The sequence below is a fragment of the Prochlorococcus sp. G5PB11 genome (assembly GCF_059772425.1).
In genome coordinates, this window is record NZ_CM186287.1 from 267,602 (window position 1) to 291,807 (window position 24,206).

Annotated in this window: 27 protein-coding genes and 1 pseudogene; 13 read left to right on the forward strand and 15 right to left on the reverse strand. The window is 33.9% G+C overall.

All coding sequences use genetic code 11. The features are described from left to right. Positions 1–89: 89 nt before the first annotated feature. The 4 genes from AC6EI0_RS01410 to AC6EI0_RS01425 form a co-directional block, all read right to left on the reverse strand. On the reverse strand, positions 90–1,367 hold the full coding sequence (locus AC6EI0_RS01410) for a Y-family DNA polymerase (protein ID WP_498522740.1): 1,278 nt from the start codon (positions 1,365–1,367) through the stop codon (positions 90–92). A gap of 2 nt (positions 1,368–1,369) precedes the next feature. Beyond that, positions 1,370–1,816, reverse strand: coding sequence for a LexA family protein (locus AC6EI0_RS01415; RefSeq protein ID WP_498522741.1), 447 nt, complete (start codon positions 1,814–1,816; stop codon positions 1,370–1,372). A 63-nt stretch (positions 1,817–1,879) separates the two neighbouring features. Beyond that, complete coding sequence (locus tag AC6EI0_RS01420; protein ID WP_498522742.1) at positions 1,880–2,317, reverse strand: 23S rRNA (pseudouridine(1915)-N(3))-methyltransferase RlmH; 438 nt, start codon at positions 2,315–2,317, stop codon at positions 1,880–1,882. Between the two features lie 13 nt (positions 2,318–2,330). Beyond that, complete coding sequence (locus AC6EI0_RS01425) at positions 2,331–2,696, reverse strand: hypothetical protein (protein WP_498522743.1); 366 nt, start codon at positions 2,694–2,696, stop codon at positions 2,331–2,333. 111 nt (positions 2,697–2,807) lie between these two features. Here AC6EI0_RS01425 and rsmA point away from each other — a divergent pair, with 111 nt between their 5' ends. The 6 genes from rsmA to secF all read left to right on the forward strand — a co-directional run bounded on the left by rsmA (position 2,808) and on the right by secF (position 8,633). Next, entirely contained in the window at positions 2,808–3,680 is an 873-nt protein-coding gene (rsmA, locus tag AC6EI0_RS01430) for a 16S rRNA (adenine(1518)-N(6)/adenine(1519)-N(6))-dimethyltransferase RsmA (protein WP_498522744.1), read from the forward strand. Continuing rightward, positions 3,658–4,617: a 4-(cytidine 5'-diphospho)-2-C-methyl-D-erythritol kinase gene (ispE, locus tag AC6EI0_RS01435; protein WP_498522745.1), complete on the forward strand. Its 960-nt coding sequence runs from the start codon at positions 3,658–3,660 to the stop codon at positions 4,615–4,617. The genes rsmA and ispE overlap by 23 nt, the downstream gene beginning before the upstream one ends. Next, positions 4,604–4,966, forward strand: coding sequence for a DUF3082 domain-containing protein (locus AC6EI0_RS01440; protein WP_498522746.1), 363 nt, complete (start codon positions 4,604–4,606; stop codon positions 4,964–4,966). The genes ispE and AC6EI0_RS01440 overlap by 14 nt, the downstream gene beginning before the upstream one ends. 245 nt (positions 4,967–5,211) lie before the next feature. Further along, positions 5,212–6,150: a pyruvate dehydrogenase complex E1 component subunit beta gene (locus AC6EI0_RS01445; RefSeq protein WP_498523483.1), complete on the forward strand. Its 939-nt coding sequence runs from the start codon at positions 5,212–5,214 to the stop codon at positions 6,148–6,150. Positions 6,151–6,152: 2 nt separating this feature from the next. Then, positions 6,153–7,643 carry a protein translocase subunit SecD gene (secD, locus tag AC6EI0_RS01450; protein WP_498522747.1) on the forward strand — a complete coding sequence of 497 codons (1,491 nt, stop codon included), beginning with the start codon at positions 6,153–6,155 and terminating at the stop codon, positions 7,641–7,643. Between the two features lie 24 nt (positions 7,644–7,667). Further along, positions 7,668–8,633, forward strand: coding sequence for a protein translocase subunit SecF (secF, locus tag AC6EI0_RS01455; RefSeq protein ID WP_498522748.1), 966 nt, complete (start codon positions 7,668–7,670; stop codon positions 8,631–8,633). Positions 8,634–8,937: 304 nt separating this feature from the next. Here the strand turns inward: secF and AC6EI0_RS01460 are convergent, their stop codons facing one another. Continuing rightward, positions 8,938–9,135 (reverse strand): DUF8635 family protein, encoded by a 198-nt coding sequence (locus AC6EI0_RS01460; protein WP_498462664.1) that lies wholly within the window; start codon positions 9,133–9,135, stop codon positions 8,938–8,940. 149 nt (positions 9,136–9,284) lie between these two features. Between AC6EI0_RS01460 and AC6EI0_RS01465 the strand changes: the two genes are divergently transcribed. Both AC6EI0_RS01465 and AC6EI0_RS01470 read left to right on the forward strand, forming a co-directional pair. Then, positions 9,285–10,928 carry an ArnT family glycosyltransferase gene (locus AC6EI0_RS01465; RefSeq protein WP_498522749.1) on the forward strand — a complete coding sequence of 548 codons (1,644 nt, stop codon included), beginning with the start codon at positions 9,285–9,287 and terminating at the stop codon, positions 10,926–10,928. 33 nt (positions 10,929–10,961) lie between these two features. Beyond that, on the forward strand, positions 10,962–11,111 hold the full coding sequence (locus tag AC6EI0_RS01470) for a hypothetical protein (protein WP_498522750.1): 150 nt from the start codon (positions 10,962–10,964) through the stop codon (positions 11,109–11,111). On the opposite strand, the gene AC6EI0_RS01475 is transcribed toward AC6EI0_RS01470, so the two are convergent. Next, positions 11,112–11,456, reverse strand: a complete 345-nt coding sequence (locus tag AC6EI0_RS01475) for a hypothetical protein (protein WP_498522751.1) — start codon at positions 11,454–11,456, stop codon at positions 11,112–11,114. A 224-nt stretch (positions 11,457–11,680) separates the two neighbouring features. On the opposite strand from AC6EI0_RS01475, the gene AC6EI0_RS01480 reads away from it, so the two are divergent. Further along, positions 11,681–11,950, forward strand: a complete 270-nt coding sequence (locus tag AC6EI0_RS01480) for a hypothetical protein (RefSeq protein WP_498522752.1) — start codon at positions 11,681–11,683, stop codon at positions 11,948–11,950. Between the two features lie 335 nt (positions 11,951–12,285). Here the strand turns inward: AC6EI0_RS01480 and AC6EI0_RS01485 are convergent, their stop codons facing one another. Then, complete coding sequence (locus AC6EI0_RS01485) at positions 12,286–12,651, reverse strand: DUF2103 domain-containing protein (RefSeq protein ID WP_498522753.1); 366 nt, start codon at positions 12,649–12,651, stop codon at positions 12,286–12,288. 41 nt (positions 12,652–12,692) lie between these two features. On the opposite strand from AC6EI0_RS01485, the gene petN reads away from it, so the two are divergent. Next, a complete protein-coding gene (gene petN / locus AC6EI0_RS01490) occupies positions 12,693–12,794 on the forward strand; it encodes a cytochrome b6-f complex subunit PetN (RefSeq protein ID WP_071841048.1) in 102 nt (33 codons plus the stop codon). Between the two features lie 143 nt (positions 12,795–12,937). On the opposite strand, the gene psb29 is transcribed toward petN, so the two are convergent. Continuing rightward, positions 12,938–13,537, reverse strand: coding sequence for a photosystem II biogenesis protein Psp29 (gene psb29 / locus AC6EI0_RS01495; RefSeq protein ID WP_498523484.1), 600 nt, complete (start codon positions 13,535–13,537; stop codon positions 12,938–12,940). A gap of 83 nt (positions 13,538–13,620) precedes the next feature. On the opposite strand from psb29, the gene clpP reads away from it, so the two are divergent. After that, on the forward strand, positions 13,621–14,211 hold the full coding sequence (gene clpP / locus AC6EI0_RS01500; RefSeq protein WP_498522754.1) for an ATP-dependent Clp endopeptidase proteolytic subunit ClpP: 591 nt from the start codon (positions 13,621–13,623) through the stop codon (positions 14,209–14,211). Positions 14,212–14,214: 3 nt separating this feature from the next. Here clpP and ftsH read toward each other — a convergent pair whose 3' ends face one another. The 3 genes and pseudogenes from ftsH to pyk all read right to left on the reverse strand — a co-directional run. After that, positions 14,215–16,140, reverse strand: coding sequence for an ATP-dependent zinc metalloprotease FtsH (gene ftsH / locus AC6EI0_RS01505; protein WP_498522755.1), 1,926 nt, complete (start codon positions 16,138–16,140; stop codon positions 14,215–14,217). Between the two features lie 142 nt (positions 16,141–16,282). Further along, entirely contained in the window at positions 16,283–17,512 is a 1,230-nt protein-coding gene (locus AC6EI0_RS01510) for an ABC transporter permease (RefSeq protein ID WP_498522756.1), read from the reverse strand. A 38-nt stretch (positions 17,513–17,550) separates the two neighbouring features. After that, positions 17,551–18,975: pseudogene (pyk, locus tag AC6EI0_RS01515) on the reverse strand (pyruvate kinase); the annotation flags it as partial. Between the two features lie 78 nt (positions 18,976–19,053). Between pyk and AC6EI0_RS01520 the strand changes: the two are divergent. After that, complete coding sequence (locus AC6EI0_RS01520) at positions 19,054–19,383, forward strand: nucleoside triphosphate pyrophosphohydrolase family protein (protein WP_498522757.1); 330 nt, start codon at positions 19,054–19,056, stop codon at positions 19,381–19,383. 8 nt (positions 19,384–19,391) lie between these two features. Here AC6EI0_RS01520 and AC6EI0_RS01525 read toward each other — a convergent pair whose 3' ends face one another. From AC6EI0_RS01525 to ilvA, 3 genes are read right to left on the reverse strand one after another with little or no spacing between them, the layout of a single operon-like run. After that, positions 19,392–19,694 carry a YggT family protein gene (locus AC6EI0_RS01525; protein WP_158466549.1) on the reverse strand — a complete coding sequence of 101 codons (303 nt, stop codon included), beginning with the start codon at positions 19,692–19,694 and terminating at the stop codon, positions 19,392–19,394. Between the two features lie 24 nt (positions 19,695–19,718). After that, positions 19,719–20,225 (reverse strand): SMC-Scp complex subunit ScpB, encoded by a 507-nt coding sequence (gene scpB / locus AC6EI0_RS01530; RefSeq protein ID WP_498522758.1) that lies wholly within the window; start codon positions 20,223–20,225, stop codon positions 19,719–19,721. 48 nt (positions 20,226–20,273) lie between these two features. Beyond that, positions 20,274–21,818 (reverse strand): threonine ammonia-lyase, biosynthetic, encoded by a 1,545-nt coding sequence (gene ilvA / locus AC6EI0_RS01535; RefSeq protein ID WP_498522759.1) that lies wholly within the window; start codon positions 21,816–21,818, stop codon positions 20,274–20,276. A gap of 119 nt (positions 21,819–21,937) precedes the next feature. Between ilvA and dxs the strand changes: the two genes are divergently transcribed. Further along, positions 21,938–23,824 carry a 1-deoxy-D-xylulose-5-phosphate synthase gene (gene dxs / locus AC6EI0_RS01540; RefSeq protein ID WP_498522760.1) on the forward strand — a complete coding sequence of 629 codons (1,887 nt, stop codon included), beginning with the start codon at positions 21,938–21,940 and terminating at the stop codon, positions 23,822–23,824. An 81-nt stretch (positions 23,825–23,905) separates the two neighbouring features. Here dxs and psaK read toward each other — a convergent pair whose 3' ends face one another. Next, positions 23,906–24,166, reverse strand: a complete 261-nt coding sequence (gene psaK / locus AC6EI0_RS01545) for a photosystem I reaction center subunit PsaK (protein ID WP_498522761.1) — start codon at positions 24,164–24,166, stop codon at positions 23,906–23,908. Between the last annotated feature and the right edge of the window lie 40 nt (positions 24,167–24,206).

Consider the following 24,206-nt stretch of genomic DNA (forward strand, 5'->3'; position numbering starts at 1 on the left):
TATGATTTTTACTTATCCTACTCTACCATGACTTTCTATTCCATTGATTGTGACAATGATCATTTTTATTTTAAGTATAATATTAAATATTAATTAGCATATATTGTTGGAATATTTTCTATGTTTGTTGTCTTTATAAGAGATACTTTTTCCCTGCGCGGGCTCCATTCCTTTTCAATGATAGATGACCCCCAATTTATTGTATCTCTACCATTTCTATTGTTGATTTCATCTATTACATAATTTAGTCTTTGTTGAGACAACTCTTTTTCAATAGATTGTTGATTCAATAATTGTTTTTGTTCATATTTATTACTTTGTAGTTTATGTAATATTACACCTGCTTTTATTAACCTTTTATATGGTCTAAATATTTTCCGTGTTAAGTCTAAACTTGTTTTAAGTATGATTCTTGAATCAGATGTTGGGACATTTATTTTTCCTGTTGCTTCGCTTTTATAAAAGTCTTTTGAATGAACATTTGTATTCGTGAATATTGTAATAGCTGAAGATAATTGATTGTATTTTCGAAGTTTTGCGCTTGCGATTAAAACATATTTAATGATTATCTGCCTCAACTCTTCTAAGCTATCTATTGGATATGAAAGACTCCTGCTTACACAGATTTGTTTTCTATTTGATGATGTTTCTTTTATGGGGATACAGAGGTTTCCTTTTAATTCATTTTGAATGCGTAGACCAACCACACCATATTTTTCTTTGATTTGGCTACTTGACATATCTCTAAGTTCTAGGGCATTAGAGATTCCTTTTTCTTTTAGCCATATGGACATTCTTTTACCTATCCCCCAAACTTTATCTACTTTAATTAGATTAAGATAAGGGTCTTTATTTTCAATGATACCTATATCAAATATACCTGAATTATTTTCTATTTTTTTTGCTAGATGATTAGAAATTTTTGATAAAACTTTTGTCTCCCCAATACCGATAGTTATCGGTATTCCGATATTTTGGTAAACTAAAGCTCTTAAATCCTTTCCCCATTGATATAAGCACTTTTCTTTAGGACGTTTTATCGTTCCAAATGCTTCATCTATAGAGTAGATTTCCAGTTCTTCACAATTTCTTCTTAGTAGCTGCATTAATCGATTACTTATATCACCGTAAAGCTCGTAATTCGAACTTCTCACATTTATATTTAATTGATTTAGCTTATTCTTTAATTTGAAATAAGGTTGTCCCATAGGAATTCCCATTTTTCTAGCCTCTGAATTTCGAGCTATTATGCATCCATCATTATTTGAAAGTACAACTAAGCCTTTTCCTCTTATAGATGGATCGACTAATTGTTCACACGATGCATAGAAATTATTCCCATCAACCTGAAGTATTACTTTGGACATAATTAGACTTTTGTTTTTTGTAATTCATGTATCGAATAAGTGGCTATCCCCCATATTTGTATATCTATGTATTCATATAAGTTTATTGCTGGATAATTTTCTTTATCTGCTCTTAGATAATAATTATCTTGCTTTTTTATAAGTCTTTTTAAAGTAAATTCTCCATCCAAGAGAGCAACTACAATATGTCCAGGCTTTGGATTTATGCTGCGATCTATTATTAATAAATCATTGTTATAAATTCCTGCGTTATTCATTGAACTACCGCTTACACGTAGAAAGAAAGTACTTATTGGATTTTTGATTAAGTATTTATTGAGATCGATCCCGAGTTCTATGTAGTCTTCCGCAGGAGAAGGGAAACCTGCAGAAATAGTTTCTGTTGCTAATGGAATTAATAGTGTCGATAAGTCCTCCTTTGAGGGATAGTACGAACTCTTTGAATACATAGGCTTAGATCAGCATAGTCAATATAGTACATATGAACTATATTGACTATGCTCGTGTCCCTTCTATTCTTTATGGTATGGCCCGCCTTGGACTATTGTTTTTGCACGGTAGAGTTGTTCTATTAGTAAAAGACGAGCTATTTCGTGCGGAAAAGTTAAAGGTGAAAGGCTTAGTTGCCAAGAGGCAAAATTATTTAGGGAAGGTGCAAGACCTGATGCGCCTCCAATAACAAAACTAATATTTTGATTATGAGAGTTTAGAAGTTTTGTTGCTAGTTCCTTTGATGTGAAAGATTGACCATTTTCATTGAGAGTTACGAGAATTTCGTTTTTGCTAATGATTTCTCTGATCGTATTTTCTTCTTTTGTTTGGTTGTTGTCTTTAATTTCTATAACTTCTAATCCAGGTAATCTTTTTAAGTAAACATCTATACCTTCTTGAATCCACTTTTTCTTTATTTTCCCAACAGCAATGATTTTGTAGCGTGAAATATTAATCATAAAATATATATTTCTAATCGATATCATCTTCGAGTAGAAATTGTTGAAATTGAGTATAAAGATTTAGTGAATCTTCGCTGGAAAGATCTTTAGAATTTTTATTAATATCTGGATCTGAGTAGGCAGAAATATTCAGATTTTTTGATTCAAGTTTTTTCAGCCTTTCTAGTAAATGAGGCGGTACGTTTCCATCTGGACTTATTTCCATCAACTCTCTAAAGAGTTGTTCAGGGTTGGTTTCGATTTCAACTGGGTGTAACTTTTGGTTTTTTGCTTCTTTTTGACTTTTTAATTCACTTGATCCAGTTTTTGATATCTCTTTAGGAAGTTTTCGTCCAAGTTGTTTTAAGCGTTCAAGGCTATGGCTATCAAAAGTCATTTTGAAAAATGTATATTGATTGGAGATCTTTTTGTGAGTATATTTTAAATAATTTATTTTTACTTGAGTAAAACATGTGATCTTTTCTAATAAGGTTTTGGGATTGTTCGTATGGGTGATAACTCTTTGAATGATTTTAGGCATATTCCTAGAAAACGTTTTGGCCAGCATTGGTTGAATGATCAAGATGTCTTGGATCAAATAGTTAAGGCCGCTGAATTGAATTCCGAAGATTGCGTATTAGAGGTTGGTCCAGGTAAAGGTGCTTTAACTGAAAAATTAATTGAATCCCAAGCAAAATTCATCCAAGCAATTGAGTTGGATAGAGATTTGGTCTTTGGTTTGAAAAAACGTTTTAGTCATCAAAATAAATTTGGCTTGAGAGAGGGGGATGTTCTATCTGTTCCACTAGAAGCTGAAAATGGGCTGATTATTAACAAAGTGGTCGCTAATATTCCATACAACATTACGGGCCCACTATTAAAAAGATTGATTGGTGGATTAAGAAAAGCCCCTGACAATCGTTTTGAAACTTTAGTTTTACTTATGCAAAAAGAAGTTGCACAAAGACTTGTCGCTTTGCCAGGAAATAGTAATTTTAGCGCTTTAAGCGTACGTATTCAGCTTCTAGCAAAATGTCAGAACGTTTGCGATGTGCCCTCTAAATGTTTTCAACCGGCACCAAAGGTGGATTCCAAAGTAGTCATGATTAAGCCCTTTGTATCTAGTGAGCCAAATTTTTATGAGATAGGAAATTTATTAGAGAAACTTTTGAAACATGCATTTAGTGGTAGAAGAAAGAAATTACGAAACACGATTGGAAGTTTTGTTACTCCCAATGATCAGATAAAGGAATTTTTCGCCTATAGAGGTATTAGTCTTGATCAAAGACCACAGGAAATTTCACCTTCCAATTGGTTCGCCTTGGCAAAAGCTTTAAAAGAAACTTGTGTTTTTGAAAATGGTTCCTCCCAAAGCAAATGAAGATGTTCTTATTGCAGAAGCACATGCAAAAATTAATCTACATTTAGAGGTTTTAGGGATTAGGGACGATGGTTTTCATGAATTGGCAATGGTTATGCAAAGTATTAATTTAAGTGATCAGTTGAGGATGATAAAGAATGAAGATAATAATATTACTCTAAAAACAAATACTAATGAGATTAGTAATGGTGAAGACAATTTAATAATAAAAGCTGCAAGACTGTTGAGAAATAAAGTTGGAAATACTCAATTAGGTGTTGATATTGAACTTGTAAAAAATATTCCTATTGGAGCAGGATTAGCAGGTGGATCTGCTGATGCGGCTGCAACATTAGTTGGATTAAATAAGCTCTGGAACTTAAATCTTGAGATTTCTGAATTAGAGAAGTTATCAAAAGAAATTGGATCTGATATACCTTTTTGCGTATCAGGGGGTAGACAGATATGTTTTGGTCGAGGAGAAATCTTAGAAAGATTAAATCTTGATCATTTTGATTTGGGTCTAATTTTAGTTAAAGATCCTTCTATACAAGTTTCTACACCAGTTGCATATAAAAAATATAAAGAAGAGTTTGGGAATAGATATCTTGAAAATGATAGGGATTTTGAAATCAAGAGAAACATTGTTAGATCAATTAACTGGTCGGATCAGTCGCTTATAGATAATCGAAAAGAAGTACAAAATGATTTGCAAAAAGTTGTTTGCCCTATGACACCAGAGGTTGAAAAGTCTTTAAATATATTGTCTCGGTTACCTTATTCCCGTCTTGTTTCAATGAGTGGTTCTGGTCCAAGTTGTTTTGCCTTGTTTGAAAATTATAAGCAAGCAAATAAAGTACTAAAAGAACATGTTAATGAATTTGAAAAAGCTGGTTTATCCGCTTGGGCATGTTCAATGAAATCTAATGGAGTTCAATTAAGAAATGAATTCACCTAGTAATGGGTTTAAAAATGATTCTGATGATTTAGCTAATTCATCAGCAAGTTCAATAGCTTCCGCTAGTTCTGAACCAAAGAAAGGTCCCTTAAGCTTTCTCTCAGGTTCTATTACCAGTTTATCTTTTAGCTTGTTAAGCCTCTTCATTAGTAAAAAAATAGTTTTATATTTTTCGATTCATGCACCGAATTATTCTTCGCCAATTGCCCAGAGTATTGCTTCTGGTTTTAAAACACTAATCATTGGAATTAGTTTTCTTGCAACTTTTACCTTTGGTTTTATTGGACTTGGTTTGTTCTTAGTATTTATTCGAAGTTTGATTGAAGGCAACAAGGACAAAACTGACTAGCATTTAACTATTAAATTGTCATATTTAGATGTTTCTATGACTCTTCACGATTTAGGACTTCTCGTTTTATTACTCTCTCCTGGAATGTTGCTCTCCATATTGCTGTTATCGACTTTTGCAGCAGGTGGGTAATTAGGCACTGATTGAGATAGTTTGGAATAACAAACCGGTAATCCGGACGATCTGTTAATTCTGTGAAAGGGACTCTTTTATTTAATGCTCTTCGTGAAGCAATTGATGAAGAAATGGACAGAGATCCTTTGGTCTGTGTAATGGGCGAGGATGTTGGTCAATATGGCGGCTCTTATAAAGTTACGAAAGATCTGTATGAAAAATACGGAGAGTTCAGAGTCTTAGATACACCAATTGCTGAAAATAGTTTTACTGGTATGGCTGTTGGTGCTGCTATGACAGGGTTAAGACCAATTGTGGAAGGGATGAATATGGGATTTTTGTTGCTTGCGTTTAACCAAATATCCAACAATATGGGAATGCTTAGATATACGAGCGGTGGAAATTTTACTATTCCAACAGTTGTTAGAGGTCCTGGTGGCGTTGGAAGGCAATTAGGTGCTGAACACAGTCAAAGACTTGAAGCCTATTTTCATGCAGTTCCTGGTATCAAAATTGTGGCTTGTAGTACTCCCACGAATGCTAAAGGTCTAATGAAGGCTGCTATTAGAGACAATAATCCTGTCCTTTTCTTTGAACATGTTCTTCTTTACAACCTTACTGAAGAGCTTCCTGAGGGTGATTATGTCTGTGCCTTAGATCAAGCCGATCTTGTAAAGCAAGGAAGTGACATTACGATTTTGACTTATTCGAGAATGCGTCACCACTGCTTGAAAGCAGTTGAGCTTCTTGAAGGGAAGGGAATTGATGTTGAATTGATTGATTTAATTAGCCTTAAGCCTTTTGATATGGAAACCATATCTAAATCTATAAGAAAAACTCATAGAGTAATTATTGTTGAAGAGTGTATGAAAACAGGTGGTATTGCCGCTGAGTTAATGTCATTGATTACTGAGAATTGCTTCGATGATTTAGATTCTCCTCCTGTTCGTTTAAGTAGTCAGGATATTCCAACTCCTTATAATGGAAACTTAGAAAACTTAACTATTATTCAACCTCATCAAATAGTAGATGCTGCAGAAAAAATTATTAATAATGGTGGAGTTGATTAAAAATGGGTAGAAAGAACTATTGGTTTTTTATAGTTATCATTTTTGCAGTATTAAGTATTTTTATATGCAGCAATATACCTTTCCAATTAGGATTGGATCTAAGCGGAGGAAGTCAACTTACTCTAGAGGTTCAACCTACTGAGGAAATCACAAAAATAACCCCCAACGAAATTGAAGGAGTTAAAGCTGTTCTTGATAAGAGGGTAAACGGATTAGGAGTTTCAGATTCACAACTTCAAACTGTGGGAACAAACCAATTGTTATTAGAACTTCCTGGAGAGCAAGATCCTTCCGGGGCTGCGAAGGTATTAGGCGAAACTGCTCTATTGGAATTCAGAATTCAGAAAAATGGGACAGAAGCGCTGTTAAGAGACTTACAAAATCAACGAAATAGCGTTGAATCTATTATTGAATTATTAGAAGAGAATAATAATTCAGCCCAGTTAATAAAGGAGATCAATATTAATAAGGAAATTAATCAATTATTCGAAAAATATAATATTCAATCCGATCAGATACTAGATTTAGATCAGTTTAATCTTTTAAGGAATAAAATAAGTACTGACATTGCAGCTCTGTTTGAACCAACATCATTAACTGGACAATATCTTACAAATGCAGGCAGACGACAAGATCAAAATACTAATAATTGGGAAGTTACTTTAAGTTTCAATAATGAAGGAGGTGAATTATTTGCAGACCTCACAAAATCTATAGCTGGCACCCCTAGATTGCTTGGAATTATTATTGATGGTATTTCATATAGCGAAGCAAGTGTTGGTAAGCAATTTGAAACTGCCGGAATTACTGGTGGTGCAGCAACAATAAGCGGCAATTTTACTGCTGATGATGCTAGAAATTTAGAAGTTCAATTAAGGGGAGGAGCTTTGCCTTTACCTATTGAGATTATTCAGATAAGAAGTATAGGTCCTTCTCTAGGGACTCAGAATATCCGTCTTAGTCTTTTTGCTGCCCTCACAGGTTTGCTTTTTGTAGGTATTTTTATGATCTTTATCTATAAACTAGCTGGATTTGTTGCCGTCTTGGCATTGTCCTTTTACTCGCTATTCACCCTCTCTATTTATGCACTACTCCCAGTGACTCTCACTCTTCCTGGTATAGCTGGGTTTATCTTAAGCATAGGAATGGCTGTTGACGCTAATGTTCTTATTTTTGAGAGATTAAAGGAAGAATTACGCAACGGAAATACTTTGATACGCTCAATAGACGCAAGTTTTAAAAACGCTTTTTCATCAATAATTGATGGTCATTTAACGACTTTAATAAGCTGTATAACATTATTTTATTTGGGCACTGGATTTGTAAAAGGTTTTGCAGCAACATTGGGTATTGGTGTTGTCTTGAGCTTGTTTACCGCCTTAACATGTACAAAAGCAATATTGAAGTTTCTAATGAGTTATCAAGGCCTTAGAAAAATTTCTAACTTTATTAACCCTAATCAGATTTCATCACCATCTACCAACGTTCAATAACAACTAATTTAAATCAACTAAATTATGAAAGTTAATTTTAATGTTCAACTCTATAAAAATAGAAAAAATGTATGGCTTGTTTCATTTTCTTTATGTTTAATATCAATAATCGGTATGCTAATTTGCCTGAAAACTACTTCTATTAAGGCACCTTTAAATCTTGGTTTAGATTACACCGGTGGAACTCAAATAACCTTAGAGAGGAGTTGTAATGATGAATGTATTACTTTAAATACAAGTGACATATCCAATAAGATAGCAGATTTAACAAATCTAGATAAAAACTTTATTTCAAATACATCTCCTAATTTAACTAGATCACAAATACAATTACTCGATAATTCAAAGTTAATATCGATCAGGCTTCCATTTTTATCCGCAGCTCAATCTGAGTCTGTAGTGGCAGTGATTAATAAATCTTTTGGCCCGTTTAACAATGAAAATACATCAGTTGAAATTATTGGTCCAAGTCTTGGGAAGCAGTTACTTAAAAGTAGTTTAATTTCTCTTCTCTTTGCTTTTCTTGGAATAGCTTTATATATTAACTTTAGATATGATCGAAGATACTCAGTCCTAGCTTTATTTGCTCTTTTGCATGACATACTTATTGTTTGCGGTGTATTTGCATGGCTGGGGTATTTCTTTAATGTAGAGGTCGACTCTTTGTTCGCTGTTTCCCTTTTGACAATTGCAGGTTATTCAGTAAACAATACAGTTGTTGTTTTTGATAGGATCAGAGAAAAAAGTTTAGTAGAGAAACAATTAAGTTTTAAGTATCAAATTGATAAAGCTGTTAGTGCAACATTAACAAGGACTCTGTATACAAGTCTTACCACACTACTTCCTTTAATATGTATATTGATTTGGGGCGGATCAACATTATATTGGTTAGCATTTGCTTTATTAATAGGTGTTATAGTCGGTGCTTGGTCGAGTATTGCTTTAGCACCTTCATTGTTATCAATAACCAGCAATAATCAGTTTGAATGATTAAATATGTGCTTCATTTCTATAGATAAACTATTTGTTTATATAAAATATAATTGGTTACAAATTGTTCTGATCTTACTTTCAATTTATGATTTAAGAACAGACCTCAGGATATTAATAGATTTTTTCACTTTCTCTACTTTCTTTTATACTATTTTTGAACACCCACTTGCCATCACAATATTAATTTCTAGCCCTATTCTTTTTACTATGAATAAAAAAAGCTCGAATAAAAAATAATTTTTTTTATTCGAGCTATATATAGTCAGTTCTAACTTCTAATAAAAATAATTTGACTGTTATCTTACTTTTTTGCCTTTCGAGATGACTTAGGTTCAATCACTAATAATAGCTCTTCCATTTGAGTCATTAATTTTTTAACTTCTGTTGGCTCGGGGAGTGATAGCTCTTCTGTTACGCCTAAATGCATTTTTCTTAGTTCTGAGCGTAAAATCTTCAGAGACGCTTTTACTTCTTCCTTCTTTTCCTTTGCGGTTGCCATCTTTCTTATGTCTAAAAATATCTATTATTATACATGATGTTATTAATTCACAGCCTCATAGATTCCCAAATCAAATTACTAAGGATATAATTTAATTTAAAGTATGGTTCATTAAAATTGAACGTATGAATTTTTAATCATATTCGAAAATGCAATTTCTTCCTTCTAATGTTATTAGCTATATCAATATTAAAGTGGGAGTTATTAACTTTTTCTCAAAGAATAAGAGAATTATTTTACCAATACTTGTTGTTATTTCTTGTATTTTACTTTATTTTCTTATCGACCCTTCTACTCAAAGCCTCGTTGCTCATGATGAGGGGCTTTATGCTAGAAGAGCAAGGTTGATTGAAAACTCTGACAACTGGTTTTCTCCTCCATTCCCATCTCCTCACCATAAGACATTAGGAAGTTATTGGTTTATAGCATTATCCATTAGGTTGCTTGGAAGTAGTGAGCTAGCTCTAAGAATTCCAAGTATCATTTCTTCATTTCTTTGCTTGATTAGCTGGTACCTAATTGCATTAAAAATTACAGATAAAAAGTCTGCATTGATTTCTTTATTCTCACTTTCATCAATGCCATTATGGATTAAATATTCAAGATATGCGAGTCCAGATATTCCATTTGTTTTATGTATCCTATTGGCAATTCTATTTTTTCTTCAATTTCTAGATTCTTCGCAATATACAAGACGGTGTTTGTATATATTACTTTCTGGTTTTTTTATTTCTAGCTCTTTTTTCCTTAGAAGTTATATGACATTTGTTCCTTTGATAGGACTCTCACCTTTTATTTTTTATAATTTAAATAGAAAGGAAAGTTTTTTAAAAATACTTTATGCTATTGGAATATTAATTGGATCTATCCCTACTTACCTTAATCTATTTTTTTCATATCGAAAGTTCGGAATCAATGGAATTACATCTCTCTTTGATTTTGTAAAGAAACAAGCCATAGGAGACTTTGACTTAAGCAATTTTTTACTTGTACCTTTTAATTTTCTTTATTTAACTTTTCCAGTAGGAATATTATTTGTTCTTTTTCTTGTTTTTACAAGACCAAAGAAAAAATTAAAATATCCACTATTAATCTATTTTTACCCTCTTATATCTTTATTGATTTTATTGTCCATGTCGACCACATATCCACATTATTACCTTTTTCTACTACCGTCTTTATCAATTTTGTTTGCCATCTTTCTCACATCAAATTCATTAAAATACACATTTTCTAAAACTAGCATTAAATATCTATTATCCTTGCTAATTATATTAATAACTTCTATAATCTTTATTGTTAATTACAATGATTTTATAATAGAACAGTCTAATGGAAATAAGATGTTAATATATTTAGTATCTTTATTTTTAATACTATCTTATATTAGATCACTTCAACTTCTTTTTAATATAGATGATTTACGAAAAGACTTAATTAATTTCTTTTATAGTATAATTATACCCCAATATATTTCTCTCTTGTTGCTGTTTAACTTTGGTATACTTGGTAGTCCAAACTTAAGTGCAAAATTATTTTTAAGAGATAAGCTTGTATCTTCGATTATCAGCTCAAACACTATTTATTTATTTGAAGTTGAAAGCAAAATCCAGACTTTGTTATCATTTTATTTGCCTTCCTCCCAAGTCGTTAAAAAATTTGACGATATTAGTAACTATAAATATTTAATTACTTCAGATATCAATAGTTTAAATGCTTTAAATATCAAACCTTTATTCAAATCTATTAAAAAATTTGACAATCAGTTCTTATTGATAAATGTTAGTAAATAATATTCTAATATCTATAAAATTAAAAAAGCAAAAATGAATAATCTACTTAAAAATGCTTACAAGAAAATTTGGGTGCCAGTATTTGGCAGGTTGATTTCGGGTTTAATACCTTTACTTGAAGGAAAGACTCCTGAAAATAAGCCAACATATGATATTGACGGTGAAAAGAAATTTAAAAACTAATTATTCTGGTAAGGAACCACCATGGCAATATCCAACTGCTATAGAATTTATATCCATTTCATTTTGAGATTTATTTACTATGCTTGATTTTAGATATTTTGTGGTTTGATCTATGCATGAAGCACTTGATGATGTGTATCTTACTATTGGGTATACATACAATACACCTGCAATTAATAAGGCAGAATAAGCTATATATTTCTTATTTAGATCAATGAAATTCAATGTTTGTTTTTTCTTCTTGAGATATTTTGAAAGCCATGAATCAGGTAACCCGATTTGAACAAACAAAAGTTCGACCCACCATGGCAGTTTAGTTTGATTTTTATCTGAATTACTTTTCATAGTAATAGTTAGATTAGATAGCCCTTTACTAACAATGTTTTGGGCTAATATCACATCTATATTATACCAACTAAAATATATACCATTTTTATAAAAATGGAATACTCTTCTATGGCTTTTATGAGTATTTACTCTTATTTATCTTGTTTTAACATTCCATGACTTCTCTCATTGATTTTTCGAATATAAATAGTGTATTATTTTTTTTAAGATGAATTGTATTCATGGCAAAAAGAAGACGTAAACTTAGTCCTGAATTAGAGAAAAACATTTCATTAGCCAAGAAGCAAATTGAATTGATTACAGCAATAATTCATGATATAGATGAGGATGATATTCAAGAAGAATATAAATCTGCTTTTTTACCTGTAATGAGTGCATATATGTCTCTTGATCAAATGTATAAGGACGTGGGTTTTAATGATGAAACTACTAACCTTCATCAACTCTACTTGACTAATTTGGATAAATTTAAAAACGAATATGAGCTCTAGTTTATAACTTTTGACTGCTTTTGTTCTTTAATTATATCTGTCGATAATTAGATAATAATTTAGGTAGTTATATTATTCCTGTAAGTCTAATTTATGATTTATCACATACAATTTTCATCGTAATATAGTTTAGTTTATATAAATCTAATTTTTTTATTAATTAATAGAGCTTCTTTTGTTTATGCAATTAAATTAAAGAAAAATTTTTGCTTCCATGGCAGATAACCTTTACGAAATTGATTCAGCTATGAATATGATCAAAGAAGAAATAATACGAGAACTTTCTGAATCTGTTTCTAAGCAAAATAAAAACTCCTATTTTCAACCATCTTCATCTAAAAACCTTTCTTTTTCCGAAAAGGCTTCGGATTAGTTTCTTCTATTATTTCTTTAACTTTACTCTCGTCTAAGCTTGTTACAAGAAATACCTCTTGAACGAGTTTACCCTTTCTTGCTAGGAGCTTATATCCTTCACTTGTTTTAATAGTAACTTTTAGCACAAGCTTTTCACCTCTTCCGTTTGTTTTTGACAGCGAAGCAGGCGTAACTGTCTTAATCTCATTTCTTTCTGATATCTTTTTCAACCATTTGATTAAGCCTTTTATGTGCGTGCTGTGGTTTTGAACAAGTCTTCCCATAGATTTAATGATTTTCGTATAATTTCTTAATTGGTTATATTTTTTTATAGGTATACAATTCAAACCTATTTAATAAGTTATAATTGAATAAATTTACAAATGTAATGATCTTCACATTGGGTTGGGCTTCATTGGCTGCTATTTTCACTTTTTCTATAGCAATGGTAGTTTGGGGTAGAAATGGTGATGGTTCTATTGATATTTAGATATTGTTATGCCTATAGACTTTAATTTCTATAGCTTTCTATCTTTTTTTTCTATTTTTCTACTTTCATTTATAACAATAAGTGTTATTTACATTAGTTATATTGATTGGAAGGATAAGAGAAGAAAATAATTAATAGAATTATTATTTTGATTTTAAGTTTAACGCGATAATTTCTAAAGCTTGTTTCATCTTTTCAATATTTGACTTATACATACTTATATCTTTTTCAACTCTTGAGCATTGGTAACCAAGAGAATTAGAAATATTTGTTATTTCTTTGTCTATATCTTCTTCTTTTAGGTCCTTAAGTGAAGGTATCTCATTAACCAACTTGTATATACCAATTGCATTTATTCGACTATAGTAATTTACTTCTTTTTTTTCATTTTCTTTTGTTGATACAAACTTTATTAGATCTTCTTTTGTGAATTCTTTTGATTTATTTATTAATTGTTCAGAAGAATTTTTGATTTCTGCAGGGTTAAAGCCATTGCAGTTGCAAATCGCGTCGAAAAGCTTCTCTATGTGTTCGCTAGGCTTATATCCATTAGTGAACTTACTGAATATTTCTCTTAACCCAGTTGCAAAAATGGCATCATTTTTAAAGTTTTTTTGATGACTTAATAAATGAAGTTCTACAAGCAGTTCGTCTGCGAGTTTTCTATAAATTGAGGGAATGACATAAGGAAATTCCTTATGGAAATCAGATTTGCTGTCTGAAATTGTTGCTCTAACGCTCAATGCCAAACCTAGATAATTCTTAAGAACCATAGCTTACCCCGTGACTTAGCTAGGATCATGAAAACCGACCATCACATCGTTCGATGATTCCAATAGTTATTGAAGAATCTGGAAGAGGAGAAAGAGCCTTTGATATTTATTCAAGGCTTCTAAGGGAAAGAATAGTTTTTTTGGGTGAACCAGTAACTAGTGATTCTGCAAACCGCATTGTCGCTCAACTGCTTTTCTTAGAAGCGGATGATCCCGACAAAGATATTTTTCTCTATATCAACTCACCAGGTGGATCTGTTTATGACGGCCTTGGTATCTTTGACACAATGCAACATGTTAAGCCTGACGTACATACAGTTTGCGTTGGTCTGGCTGCCAGTATGGGGGCTTTTTTGCTATGCGCTGGCGCGAAAGGAAAGAGAAGCAGTTTGCTTCACTCAAGAATAATGATTCACCAACCACTTGGAGGAGCGAGAGGACAGGCTAGTGACATTAGGATTCAAGCAGACGAAATATTATTTATTAAGGACAAGCTGAATAAGGAATTATCAGAAAGAACTGGACAACCCCTTGAGAGAATTAGGGAAGATACAGACAGAGATTTTTATATGTCTCCATCTGAAGCTGTCGAATATGGCATTATTGATAACGTTTTTAATAAAAGGCCTATTAATTCAGTTTAGGCCTTACTTTTCTGGATCTGGCAATACTGGAATAAACCTGTCTTTTTCAGGGATATCAGTATAATTTGACAATATTTTGCAAAACTCGTCTCCATCCATAGTTTCTTTCTCGATTAAAATTTCAACTAATTTATCCATAGCCGATCTATTTTTTGCTACCAGTTCAAGTGTTTCGTCATAGCATTTTTTAACTATTGACCTAACTTGTTCATCAATTTGCTTTGAGATTTCGTCTGATATATCAGATGTATTCATTAAGCTTCTTCCAACAAATACTTCTTGACTATCACCCTCTAATGAAACGGGTCCAAGACTACTCATGCCAAATCTAGTAACCATTTGTCTGGCCATTGATGCGACCATTTGAACGTCACCTCCAGCACCAGTTGTAACTTCTTCTCTTCCGAAAATGATATCTTCTGCAGCACGTCCACCAAGCGCTCCCATGATTCTTGCTTTTAATTGCGCTCTACTAATTAATGTTTGATCATCATCAGGAGAGAACCATGTTAAGCCTTGTGCCTGTCCTCTAGGAATAACGGTGACTTTTTGAACAGGATCATGATCTTTGACTAGAGAACCAATTAAAGCGTGACCAACCTCGTGATATGCAATCAGTCTTTTGCTTCTTCCATCAACAAGAGGGGTTCCTTCCATTCCAGCGATAATTCTATCAACGGCGTCATCAATCTCTGATAGACCTATCTGATTTTTCCTTCTCCTTGCTGTAAGAATTGCAGCTTCATTTAATAAATTTGCTAAATCTGCTCCAGTAAAACCAGGAGTTCTTCTAGCGATGCTTTCTAAAGTTAAGTCTTTTTCTAATTTTTTATTTCTAGAGTGAACTTTGAGTATTGATAATCTTCCTGATATATCAGGGGCGTCAACAGTCACCTGTCTATCAAATCTTCCTGGTCTCATCAATGCTGAGTCAAGAACATCAGGTCTATTTGTTGCTGCAATGATGATAATTCCACTATTTCCTTCAAACCCATCCATTTCGGTTAGCAGTTGATTAAGAGTTTGTTCTCTTTCATCGTTGCCACCTCCAATTCCAGCACCCCTCTGTCTTCCGACTGCATCAATTTCATCAATAAAAATTAAGCAAGGGCTGTTTTCTTTAGCTCTTTTAAATAAATCCCTAACTCTGCTAGCTCCCACTCCAACAAACATTTCTACAAATTCTGACCCTGAAAGTGAGAAAAAAGGAACACCAGCCTCACCAGCGATTGCTTTAGCTAATAGTGTTTTTCCAGTTCCTGGAGGCCCAACTAGTAGAACCCCTCTTGGAATTTGAGCGCCAACAGAGGTAAATCTCTCAGGCTGCTTTAAAAATGTAACTACTTCCTCTAAATCTTGCTTCGCTTCATTTACTCCTGCTACATCATCGAATTTGACACCTGTCTCGGCTTCCATAGCGAATCTTGCTTTTGTTTTACCAAATTGCATTGCTTGTCCTGGCCCACCTGGCATTGAATTTGATCTCCTAGAAAGTAAAATGAGACCCCCAATTAAAATTAGTGGGAATAAGAGATTACCAAGTATTCCAATACCAGCAGGAGCAGTTTTAGGTGGATGAATATCAAAACTTATTCCCTCTTCTTTTAAAGATGAAACTAATTCAGGAGCTAATCCAGGAAGATCAACTCTTAATCTTTGAATTCTGTTATCTATTTCAGGATCAACTGATTCGACGATTGCATTTCTACCACCTTCGTAAATGTCAACTGATGTGACTCTTCCAGCCTTGACATAATCGAGAAACCTTCCGTAACTAATTTTTCCAACTGGTGCTGTTCTTGATGCAGAAGTTGAAGTGGTTTGATTGACTTGATTATTTGTTGCTGAACCTAGTATTTGCCATGTAATTAGAACAACTATTGTTATGGGGAGAACCCAAAGTGCTATTACTTTCCATTTCTTATCCATAAAGCTAAAGACTTTTTGAAAGATTCTAGTAGTGTAATGCCCCTTTCTGTTGGATGATTCCAACAGTTTCCAGTAAATATTCAAAAAATATTTTTTAGCTGTTGAAATTTAGAAAAAATTATTCTTTATAAAAATTTAGTTCTTATAAACTTCTTAATGCCGTAATTGGATCTAGTTTTGCAGCTCTTTTGGCTGGAAGAACACCAAATGTTAAACCTATTGTGCCAGAAATGATAACTGTTATGAATACAGTTCCAAATCCAATTGTTGCTGGTAAAGGTGTTAATAAACCTACTATCTTTACTGTAGTAAGTCCTAAGCCTGTTCCAGCTATTCCACCTAAACTGGAAAGAATCAATGATTCTATTAAGAATTGGGTTGAAATATCTAATCTTCTTGCTCCCAGTGCTTTTCTAAGCCCTATCTCTTCAGTTCTTTCGCTAACAGATACCAGCATAATATTCATAATACCTATTCCCCCCACTAGTAATGATATCCCTCCTATCGCAGCAAGCATTAATGTTAAACCACCTGTTATTGTCGATACTATTTGCAAAGCATCTTTTTGAGATCTAACAGCAAAGTCATCATCTCTAATGATTTTGTGTCTTTGTCTCAATAAGTTTGTTATTTGAAATTTTGCAGCCTTTGTTGAGTTTTCATCTATGGCTTCAACACTTATGAAACTTAGACTAATTCCATAAGTTGGATCCTTACCAGTAATTCTGCTGACCATTGTTGATAGAGGAATATATGCATTCTCATCTTGATTGCTTCCAAATACAGCACCTTTAGGTTTCATGACTCCAACAATTTCAAAAGACTGATCTTTTATTCTTATTTTTTCCCCTAAGCCTTCTCTTTCATTAAATAGCTTCTTTTCAAGGTCTGGTCCAATAACTACTACATTCTTGGCCCCTTTTGTATCTTGATCATTAATAAAACGACCTTTAGCAATTTCAAAGCTTCGAACAATTAAAAAATCACTTGTGATCCCTGAAATAGAGCTACTTGTACTTTTTGAACCACTTTGTATGACTTCATTTGTTGAGATTTGAGGAGCTACTCTTTTAACAGTTGGAACTTGTTGCTCTATCGCTTTTGCATCTTTGAGAACAAGATTTTTTGGGAAAGCCACACCTCTTCTTCTGGTGTCATTATTGCCTGGTACGACAAATAAAACATTTGCTCCCAAGTTGCTTAGCTGATTCTCTGCAAGATTTTGAGCGCCTCTGCCCACCCCAACAAGCGTTATTACCGAGGCATTACCAATAACTATTCCTAGCATTGTTAATAGGGATCTAAACTTATTAGATTTAAGATTTTTTATTGCCATTCCCGATGTTTCAGTTAGCGGGAGTTTCCTTTTCATATTTTTTAGATAAATAAATTTTCAGCTTCTTGTTCTGAACTAACTATTCCGACTTTTACTAGATCAGTTGACCCACTCACTCCAGATAAGGTCCCTGCTGTCTCTACTACAAGATCACCTTGTTTTAAAATATTCATTTTTTTTGCCATAGCCATGGCATCATCAAATGTTTTTGATGTGCTTGTTTGATTTTCTATCAAAAGTGGTGTGACTCCCCAAACAAGTTGAAGTGTGCTCGCTACACTCCTTTCATTTGTTACCGCTAACACTGGAGTAGCAGGTCTAAATTTACTTACATTTTTTGCTGTGGCGCCGCTTTTTGTTAGGGGAATAATTGCGGCTGCGTTGATTTGTCTGGCAATACTGCTTACAGCTGCACTTATTGCATTTGGGATAGTGCTTGGTAGATGACTTTCTAATGCTTTTTGTGGATAATCTCTTTCGATTCTTTTTGCAATAGTGGCCATGGTTGCTACAGCTTCAATTGGATAATCGCCAACAGCAGTCTCATTGGAAAGCATCACGGCATCTGTGCCATCAAGTATCGCGTTTGCAACATCACTTACCTCGGCTCTTGTAGGCCTTGGGCTTGAAGCCATTGAATCAAGCATTTGTGTGGCAGTTATGATTGGAATCCCAAGGCTATTGGCCTTTTTGATAAGTTGTTTTTGTAGCAATGGAACTTCTTCTGCAGGCATCTCAACACCAAGATCACCTCTGGCAACCATCACTCCATCACAAAGTTTTAAAACAGCGTCTATTTGATCAATTGCTTCAAATTTTTCAATCTTTGCTACTACAGGTGTATCAAAACCATGATTTCTAATTAAATCTTTTATTTCAATTAGATCTGATGGATTTCTGACAAAACTGAGTGCTACCCAATCAACACCTTGTTTTAGACCAAATGCTAAATCTTTTTTATCTTTCTCTGTCAAGGCCCTAATTGATAATTGAACATCTGGAAAATTAACTCCTTTGTTATTAGAGAGCACTCCGCCAACAGTTACTTTGCAAATTAATCTTTCTTCTTTTAGTTCAACTTTTTCTACTTGCATTTCTACTCTTCCGTCGTCCAAGAGAATCCTATTTCCTATATTTACTTCTTGAGCTAATTTGTCATAAGTGACATTTGCCTGATATTTATTACATTCAATATTTTTTGATGTGAGAATAAACTTGTCTCCATTTTTGATATTAACAGGACCGTTCTTAAACCTTCCAAGTCTAATCTTAGGTCCCTGAAGATCTTGGAGTATTCCAATGTGAATGCCTAGATCATTAGAAACTTGTCTAATTGTTTTTATCCTTTCAGCATGTTCATCATGGTCACCATGACTAAAATTTAGACGAAATGTAGTAGCACCTGCCTCTACTAATTTTGTTATTTGACTCGCACTTTCAGTCGCTGGGCCTATGGTGGCAACGATTTTGGTCCTTCGGGCTAGGTCGAGTATCGTCATTTATGTTGCTTGTGATAACAAAAAACTAACATCTAGTTGTGTTTTATTTGTCAACTTTGCTTTTTCAAGTAAATAAAAATGGAATTAAATGATTATCAAAGAGAATCTCGCAAGACAGCTCTTTATCCTGAAGTCGGTAGCAATGCTATTTATCCAACATTAGGTCTGGTTGGAGAGGCCGGTGAGGTCGCTGATAAAGTTAAGAAAATTATAAGAGATAAAAAAGGTGTATTTGATAAAGATAGTAAGGATGCAATTAAATTTGAACTAGGTGATGTTCTTTGGTACATATCACAACTCTCTAGCGAATTGGGATATGAATTGGAAGAGGTTGCTCATGCAAACTTGCAGAAGCTGAACAGTCGAAAATCTCGAGGGAAAATTCAAGGCAGCGGCGATAATCGTTGAATTTTAAATTATCCATACATTTGAAACCCTCCCATTGCGAGTGCTGCTGCATTTCCAAGTATTCCTTGAACAACTCTGATTACTACAAAGGCTAAAATAGGAGATAAATCTAAGCCTCCTAATGGAGGAATTATTCCTCTGAAAAAATTCAAATAAGGATCGGTAATAGCGCATAAATTTAGAAGTATGGGATTACTCATATCAAGATTTGGGAACCAGGTCAGTAGAACCCTAATGATCAATATTGTTGAATAAATTCCAAGTGTTTTTAAAAGTACAAGCAGAATTGTTGGAATAATTTCGTAACCCATTGGCGATTAATTTTTGGTTCTATATTATGCCGCATTTTTGTCTTCCGCTTGATTTGGTTCAGGTAATACGGAAAATGTTTGATGAAATTTTTCTGAAAGAGTTAGCCAGAAAGAACGACCATCCTTTTGTCGTCTTCTTTCCACGAAATTCTTATCTACAAGTTCTTTAATGTGATCGTATGCTCCAGATCCTCTAAGATCAACTAATTCTGATTGGAGTATCTTCTTCTTAAGCGCAACAGTAGCCAATGTTCTTAGGGTCGCAATCGACAAATCTGCTGGGAGAAGATCCTGAACCAACTCACCTAGTCCTTGTTTTAATTCCAAGCTGTAATGATTTTTGTTTTCAATTATTTCTAAAGAAGTGTCGCGCTGAGCATATCCAGCCTTAAGTTCCCAGAGTGCTTTTTCAATTTCAGCTATATCTTTTTCAAGTAATTCAGCCATCTCTTTTGATGATGTTGGTCTTCCTTTTAGATAAAGGATTGCTTCAATCTTCGCGGGTAAAGAAATTTGTATGTTCTCACTCATAACTTTGAAATTAAAAATTATTTTTTTTGATATCCAAAATTAACGCGTCTAATTGAAGTGTGCACCTAAAAATAATTTATATGCTGGATTATCTGTCTCTTTCCAACTTTTATAACCTATTTTTTCAACAAATTCATTCCAAGCTGGAATGTCGGAGTCATTGACAAGCACACCTATTACTATTCTTCCAGTATCAGCACCATGGTTTCGATAATGGAAAATGCTTATTGTCCATTCTGGTCTCATTGAATTGACAAATCTCATTAAGGCTCCAGGTCTTTCCGGAAATTCAAATCTGTAAAGTAATTCTCTATATTCTCCATTTGATAGTTGATTTATTGATCTTGGTAGCCTGCCCCCAACCATGTGCCTGAGATGAACCTTAGACAATTCATCATTACTTAAATCACAGCAATCAAAACCCTTTCTTTTTATTTCACTTATTAATAGTTCCCTGTCATTTATGTTCGACACTTCAACACCCATAAATATTTGTGCTGTTTTACCTTCTGACATCCTGTAACTAAATTCAGTTAAACTTCTTGATCCAAGTGTTTGACATAAAAGTTTTAAACTCCCTGCTTTTTCAGGAATCCCGACTGCAATCATTGCTTCTTTTTCTTCTCCTAATTCAGCTCTTTCTGCTACAAATCTTAGTCTTTCAAAGTTCATATTCGCACCACAAGCAATGGCAACTAGATTGCTATTCTTTAACTTATTGTTAATAACATGCTTTTTTAAACCAGCGATAGATAAGGCACCCGCTGGTTCTAGAATTGATCGGGTATCCTCAAAAACATCTTTTATAGCTGCGCATATTTCGTCAGTATTTACTGTAATCATTTCATCAACATTTTTTTTGCAAATTGAGAAAGTATTTTCTCCTACCTTTCTTACAGCAACACCGTCTGCAAAAAGGCCAACACTTTCAAGCTCAACGGTTTTGTTTTCTTTTATTGAAAGTGTCATTGCGCAAGCATCTTCAGGTTCAACACCAATAATCTTTGTGTCTGGCCAAATTGCTTTTACGTATGCACTTACTCCTGCTATGAGTCCTCCTCCTCCTACTGCGATGTATATTGCGTCAGGTGGTGTATGACTTTGTCTAAGTATTTCAAGACCTATTGTTCCCTGTCCAGCTATAACCTCAGGATCATCAAAAGGATGAATAAAAGTTAGATTTTCTTTTTTGGATATTTCTAGGGCTTTTTCGTAACATTCATCATATGTTTCACCAAAAAGAATAACTTCTGCTTTAAGTGATTCAACTGCTTTTACCTTCATTATGGGAGTTGTTAAAGGCATTACAATCACGGATCTGCATTCAAGAAATGATGCACTTAAAGCAACTCCTTGCGCATGGTTTCCAGCGCTTGATGCAATTACACCCTTTGAAAGCTCTTTTTTAGATAATTGAGACATGCGATTAAATGCACCTCTTAATTTGAATGAAAAGACTGGTTGAAGGTCTTCTCTCTTTAACCAGATGTCATTTTTAAATTTTTTGCTTAAGTTTTTTGCTCTTTCTAGGGGTGTTTCTTCAGCAACGTCATAAACACGAGCTCTTAGTATTTTCTGTAGATAGTCCTCCATATCTAGTTTTTCACCGATTTTTGGTTTATGTATTTTCTACATTCCATTTGTTCTTGTGCAAGTTTTATCAAAATGTAGGGTAGACCTCGTAGATTGGAGAGATTCAATCTCAGAGTTGTATGCGTCTGAGCCAGTTAAGTCATCCGAATGAGCTTCATGGCTTAGCCATTAGTGAATTGGAAGATGTTGCTTGCCAAATTAGAGAAAGGCATCTTCAAGTTGTTTCTACTAGTGGTGGGCACTTAGGTCCAGGTCTTGGTGTTGTTGAGTTAACAATTGCTCTCTATCAGACTTTAGATTTAGATGTCGATAAAGTTATTTGGGATGTTGGACATCAAGCTTATCCTCACAAGTTACTCACAGGAAGATATGAGCGATTTGATTCGCTTAGGCAGCAAAAAGGAGTTGCAGGTTACCTAAAAAGAACAGAAAGTAAGTTTGATCATTTTGGAGCGGGGCATGCGAGCACATCTATTTCTGCTGCTCTTGGTATGGCGATCGCTAGAGATCGAAAAGGAGAAGATTATAAGTGTGTAGCTGTAATTGGCGATGGTGCCTTGACGGGTGGAATGGCTTTAGAGGCAATAAATCATGCTGGACATCTACCCAAAACCCCACTTTTGGTTGTTTTAAATGACAATGACATGTCAATCTCTCCTCCAGTTGGTGCATTGTCCACTTATTTAAATCGTATGCGGCATAGCCCACCTGTCCAATTTATTTCGGACAGTGTTCAAGAAAGTGTGAAAAATCTTCCTTTTATGGGAGATGCTATCCAAGAAGAATTTAAATCTCTTACTGGTAGTGTTAGGCGATTAGCAGTTCCCAAGGTTGGAGCTGTTTTTGAAGAATTGGGTTTTACTTATATGGGGCCTGTGGATGGTCATGATATTGCTGAATTAACTAGGACATTTAATGCAGCGCATAAAGTTGGCGGACCAGTAATGGTTCATGTGGTTACTACTAAAGGGAAAGGTTATCCCTATGCTGAGGCTGACCAGGTTGGTTACCATGCTCAGTCCTCCTTTGATTTAACGACAGGTAAATCTATCCCCTCTAAAACTCCTAAACCTCCTAGTTTTAGCAAGGTTTTTGGTCAAACTTTAGTAAAGCTTTGCGAGCAAGACAGCAAGATTGTAGGTATTACAGCAGCGATGGCTGAAGGTACTGCTTTAAATCTCTTGCAGAAAGCTATTCCAGATCAATATGTAGATGTTGGAATAGCTGAACAACATGCTGTAACTCTTGCTGGAGGAATGGCTTGCGAGGGTTTGAAGCCAGTGGTAGCTATTTACAGTACTTTTTTACAACGTGCATATGATCAGCTGATACACGATATCGGAATACAGAATTTACCTGTAACTTTTGTATTAGATAGAGCTGGAATAGTTGGTGCTGATGGGCCTACACATCAAGGACAATATGACATTAGTTATTTGAGATGTGTACCTAATTTCACCGTTATGGCTCCAAAAGATGAGTCAGAATTACAGAGAATGTTAGTTACATGTATTAATCACAATGGTCCGTCAGCTTTAAGAATACCTCGTGGTTCTGGAGAAGGGGCCGCATTAATGGAGGAAGGATGGGAGAGCTTAGAAATTGGTAAGGCTGAGATAATAGAAGAGGGCGATAATTTATTGATTATTGGTTATGGTTCTATGGTTTGCCCAGCAATAAAAACAGCAGAAATACTTAAAGAATTTGGTGTAAATAGCACTGTTATTAATGCTCGCTTTATAAGACCATTAGATGAGGAAACTATTCACAAGGCTGCTAAAAAGATTGGTAAAGTAGTAACAATGGAAGAAGGTACATTGTTGGGTGGTTTTGGTGCAGCAGTAGTTGAATCATTTAATGACAATGATATCCTTGTTCCCACATTAAGAATTGGAATACCAGATAAATTAGTTGATCATGCTACTCCACAGCAAAGTAAAGAATCCCTTGGTTTAACACCAGATATGATGGCTGATCAAATTAGAAATAAATTTAATTTTAATTAATTAACTAATAATAAAAATAATAAAAAAAGGATTATTAACTAATAATCCTTTTTTATTATTTAATTTAAAACTTAATATTTATTATAGGACGCCTCTAGCTGCTAGACCCAAAATTGAACCTATTCCTAAAACATGACCTAGGCAATTTGCAGCAACAAAAGAGCCATGACTTAGTCCGCCGTAGAACTGAGCATTAGGCATAGGAAAACCTTCGTTTGGCTTTTCAATATTTGATCTAGCTATTGCATAAGCAAGTAAATTGAAAATGATCATCACAACGGCACATTTTGGAGACCACTGAAATGTCACAGGATCAGCAGCAGCTAGTAGTGTTGTGAACATCTTTTATACCTATTGAATGTTTTCATTATCGACCATAAAC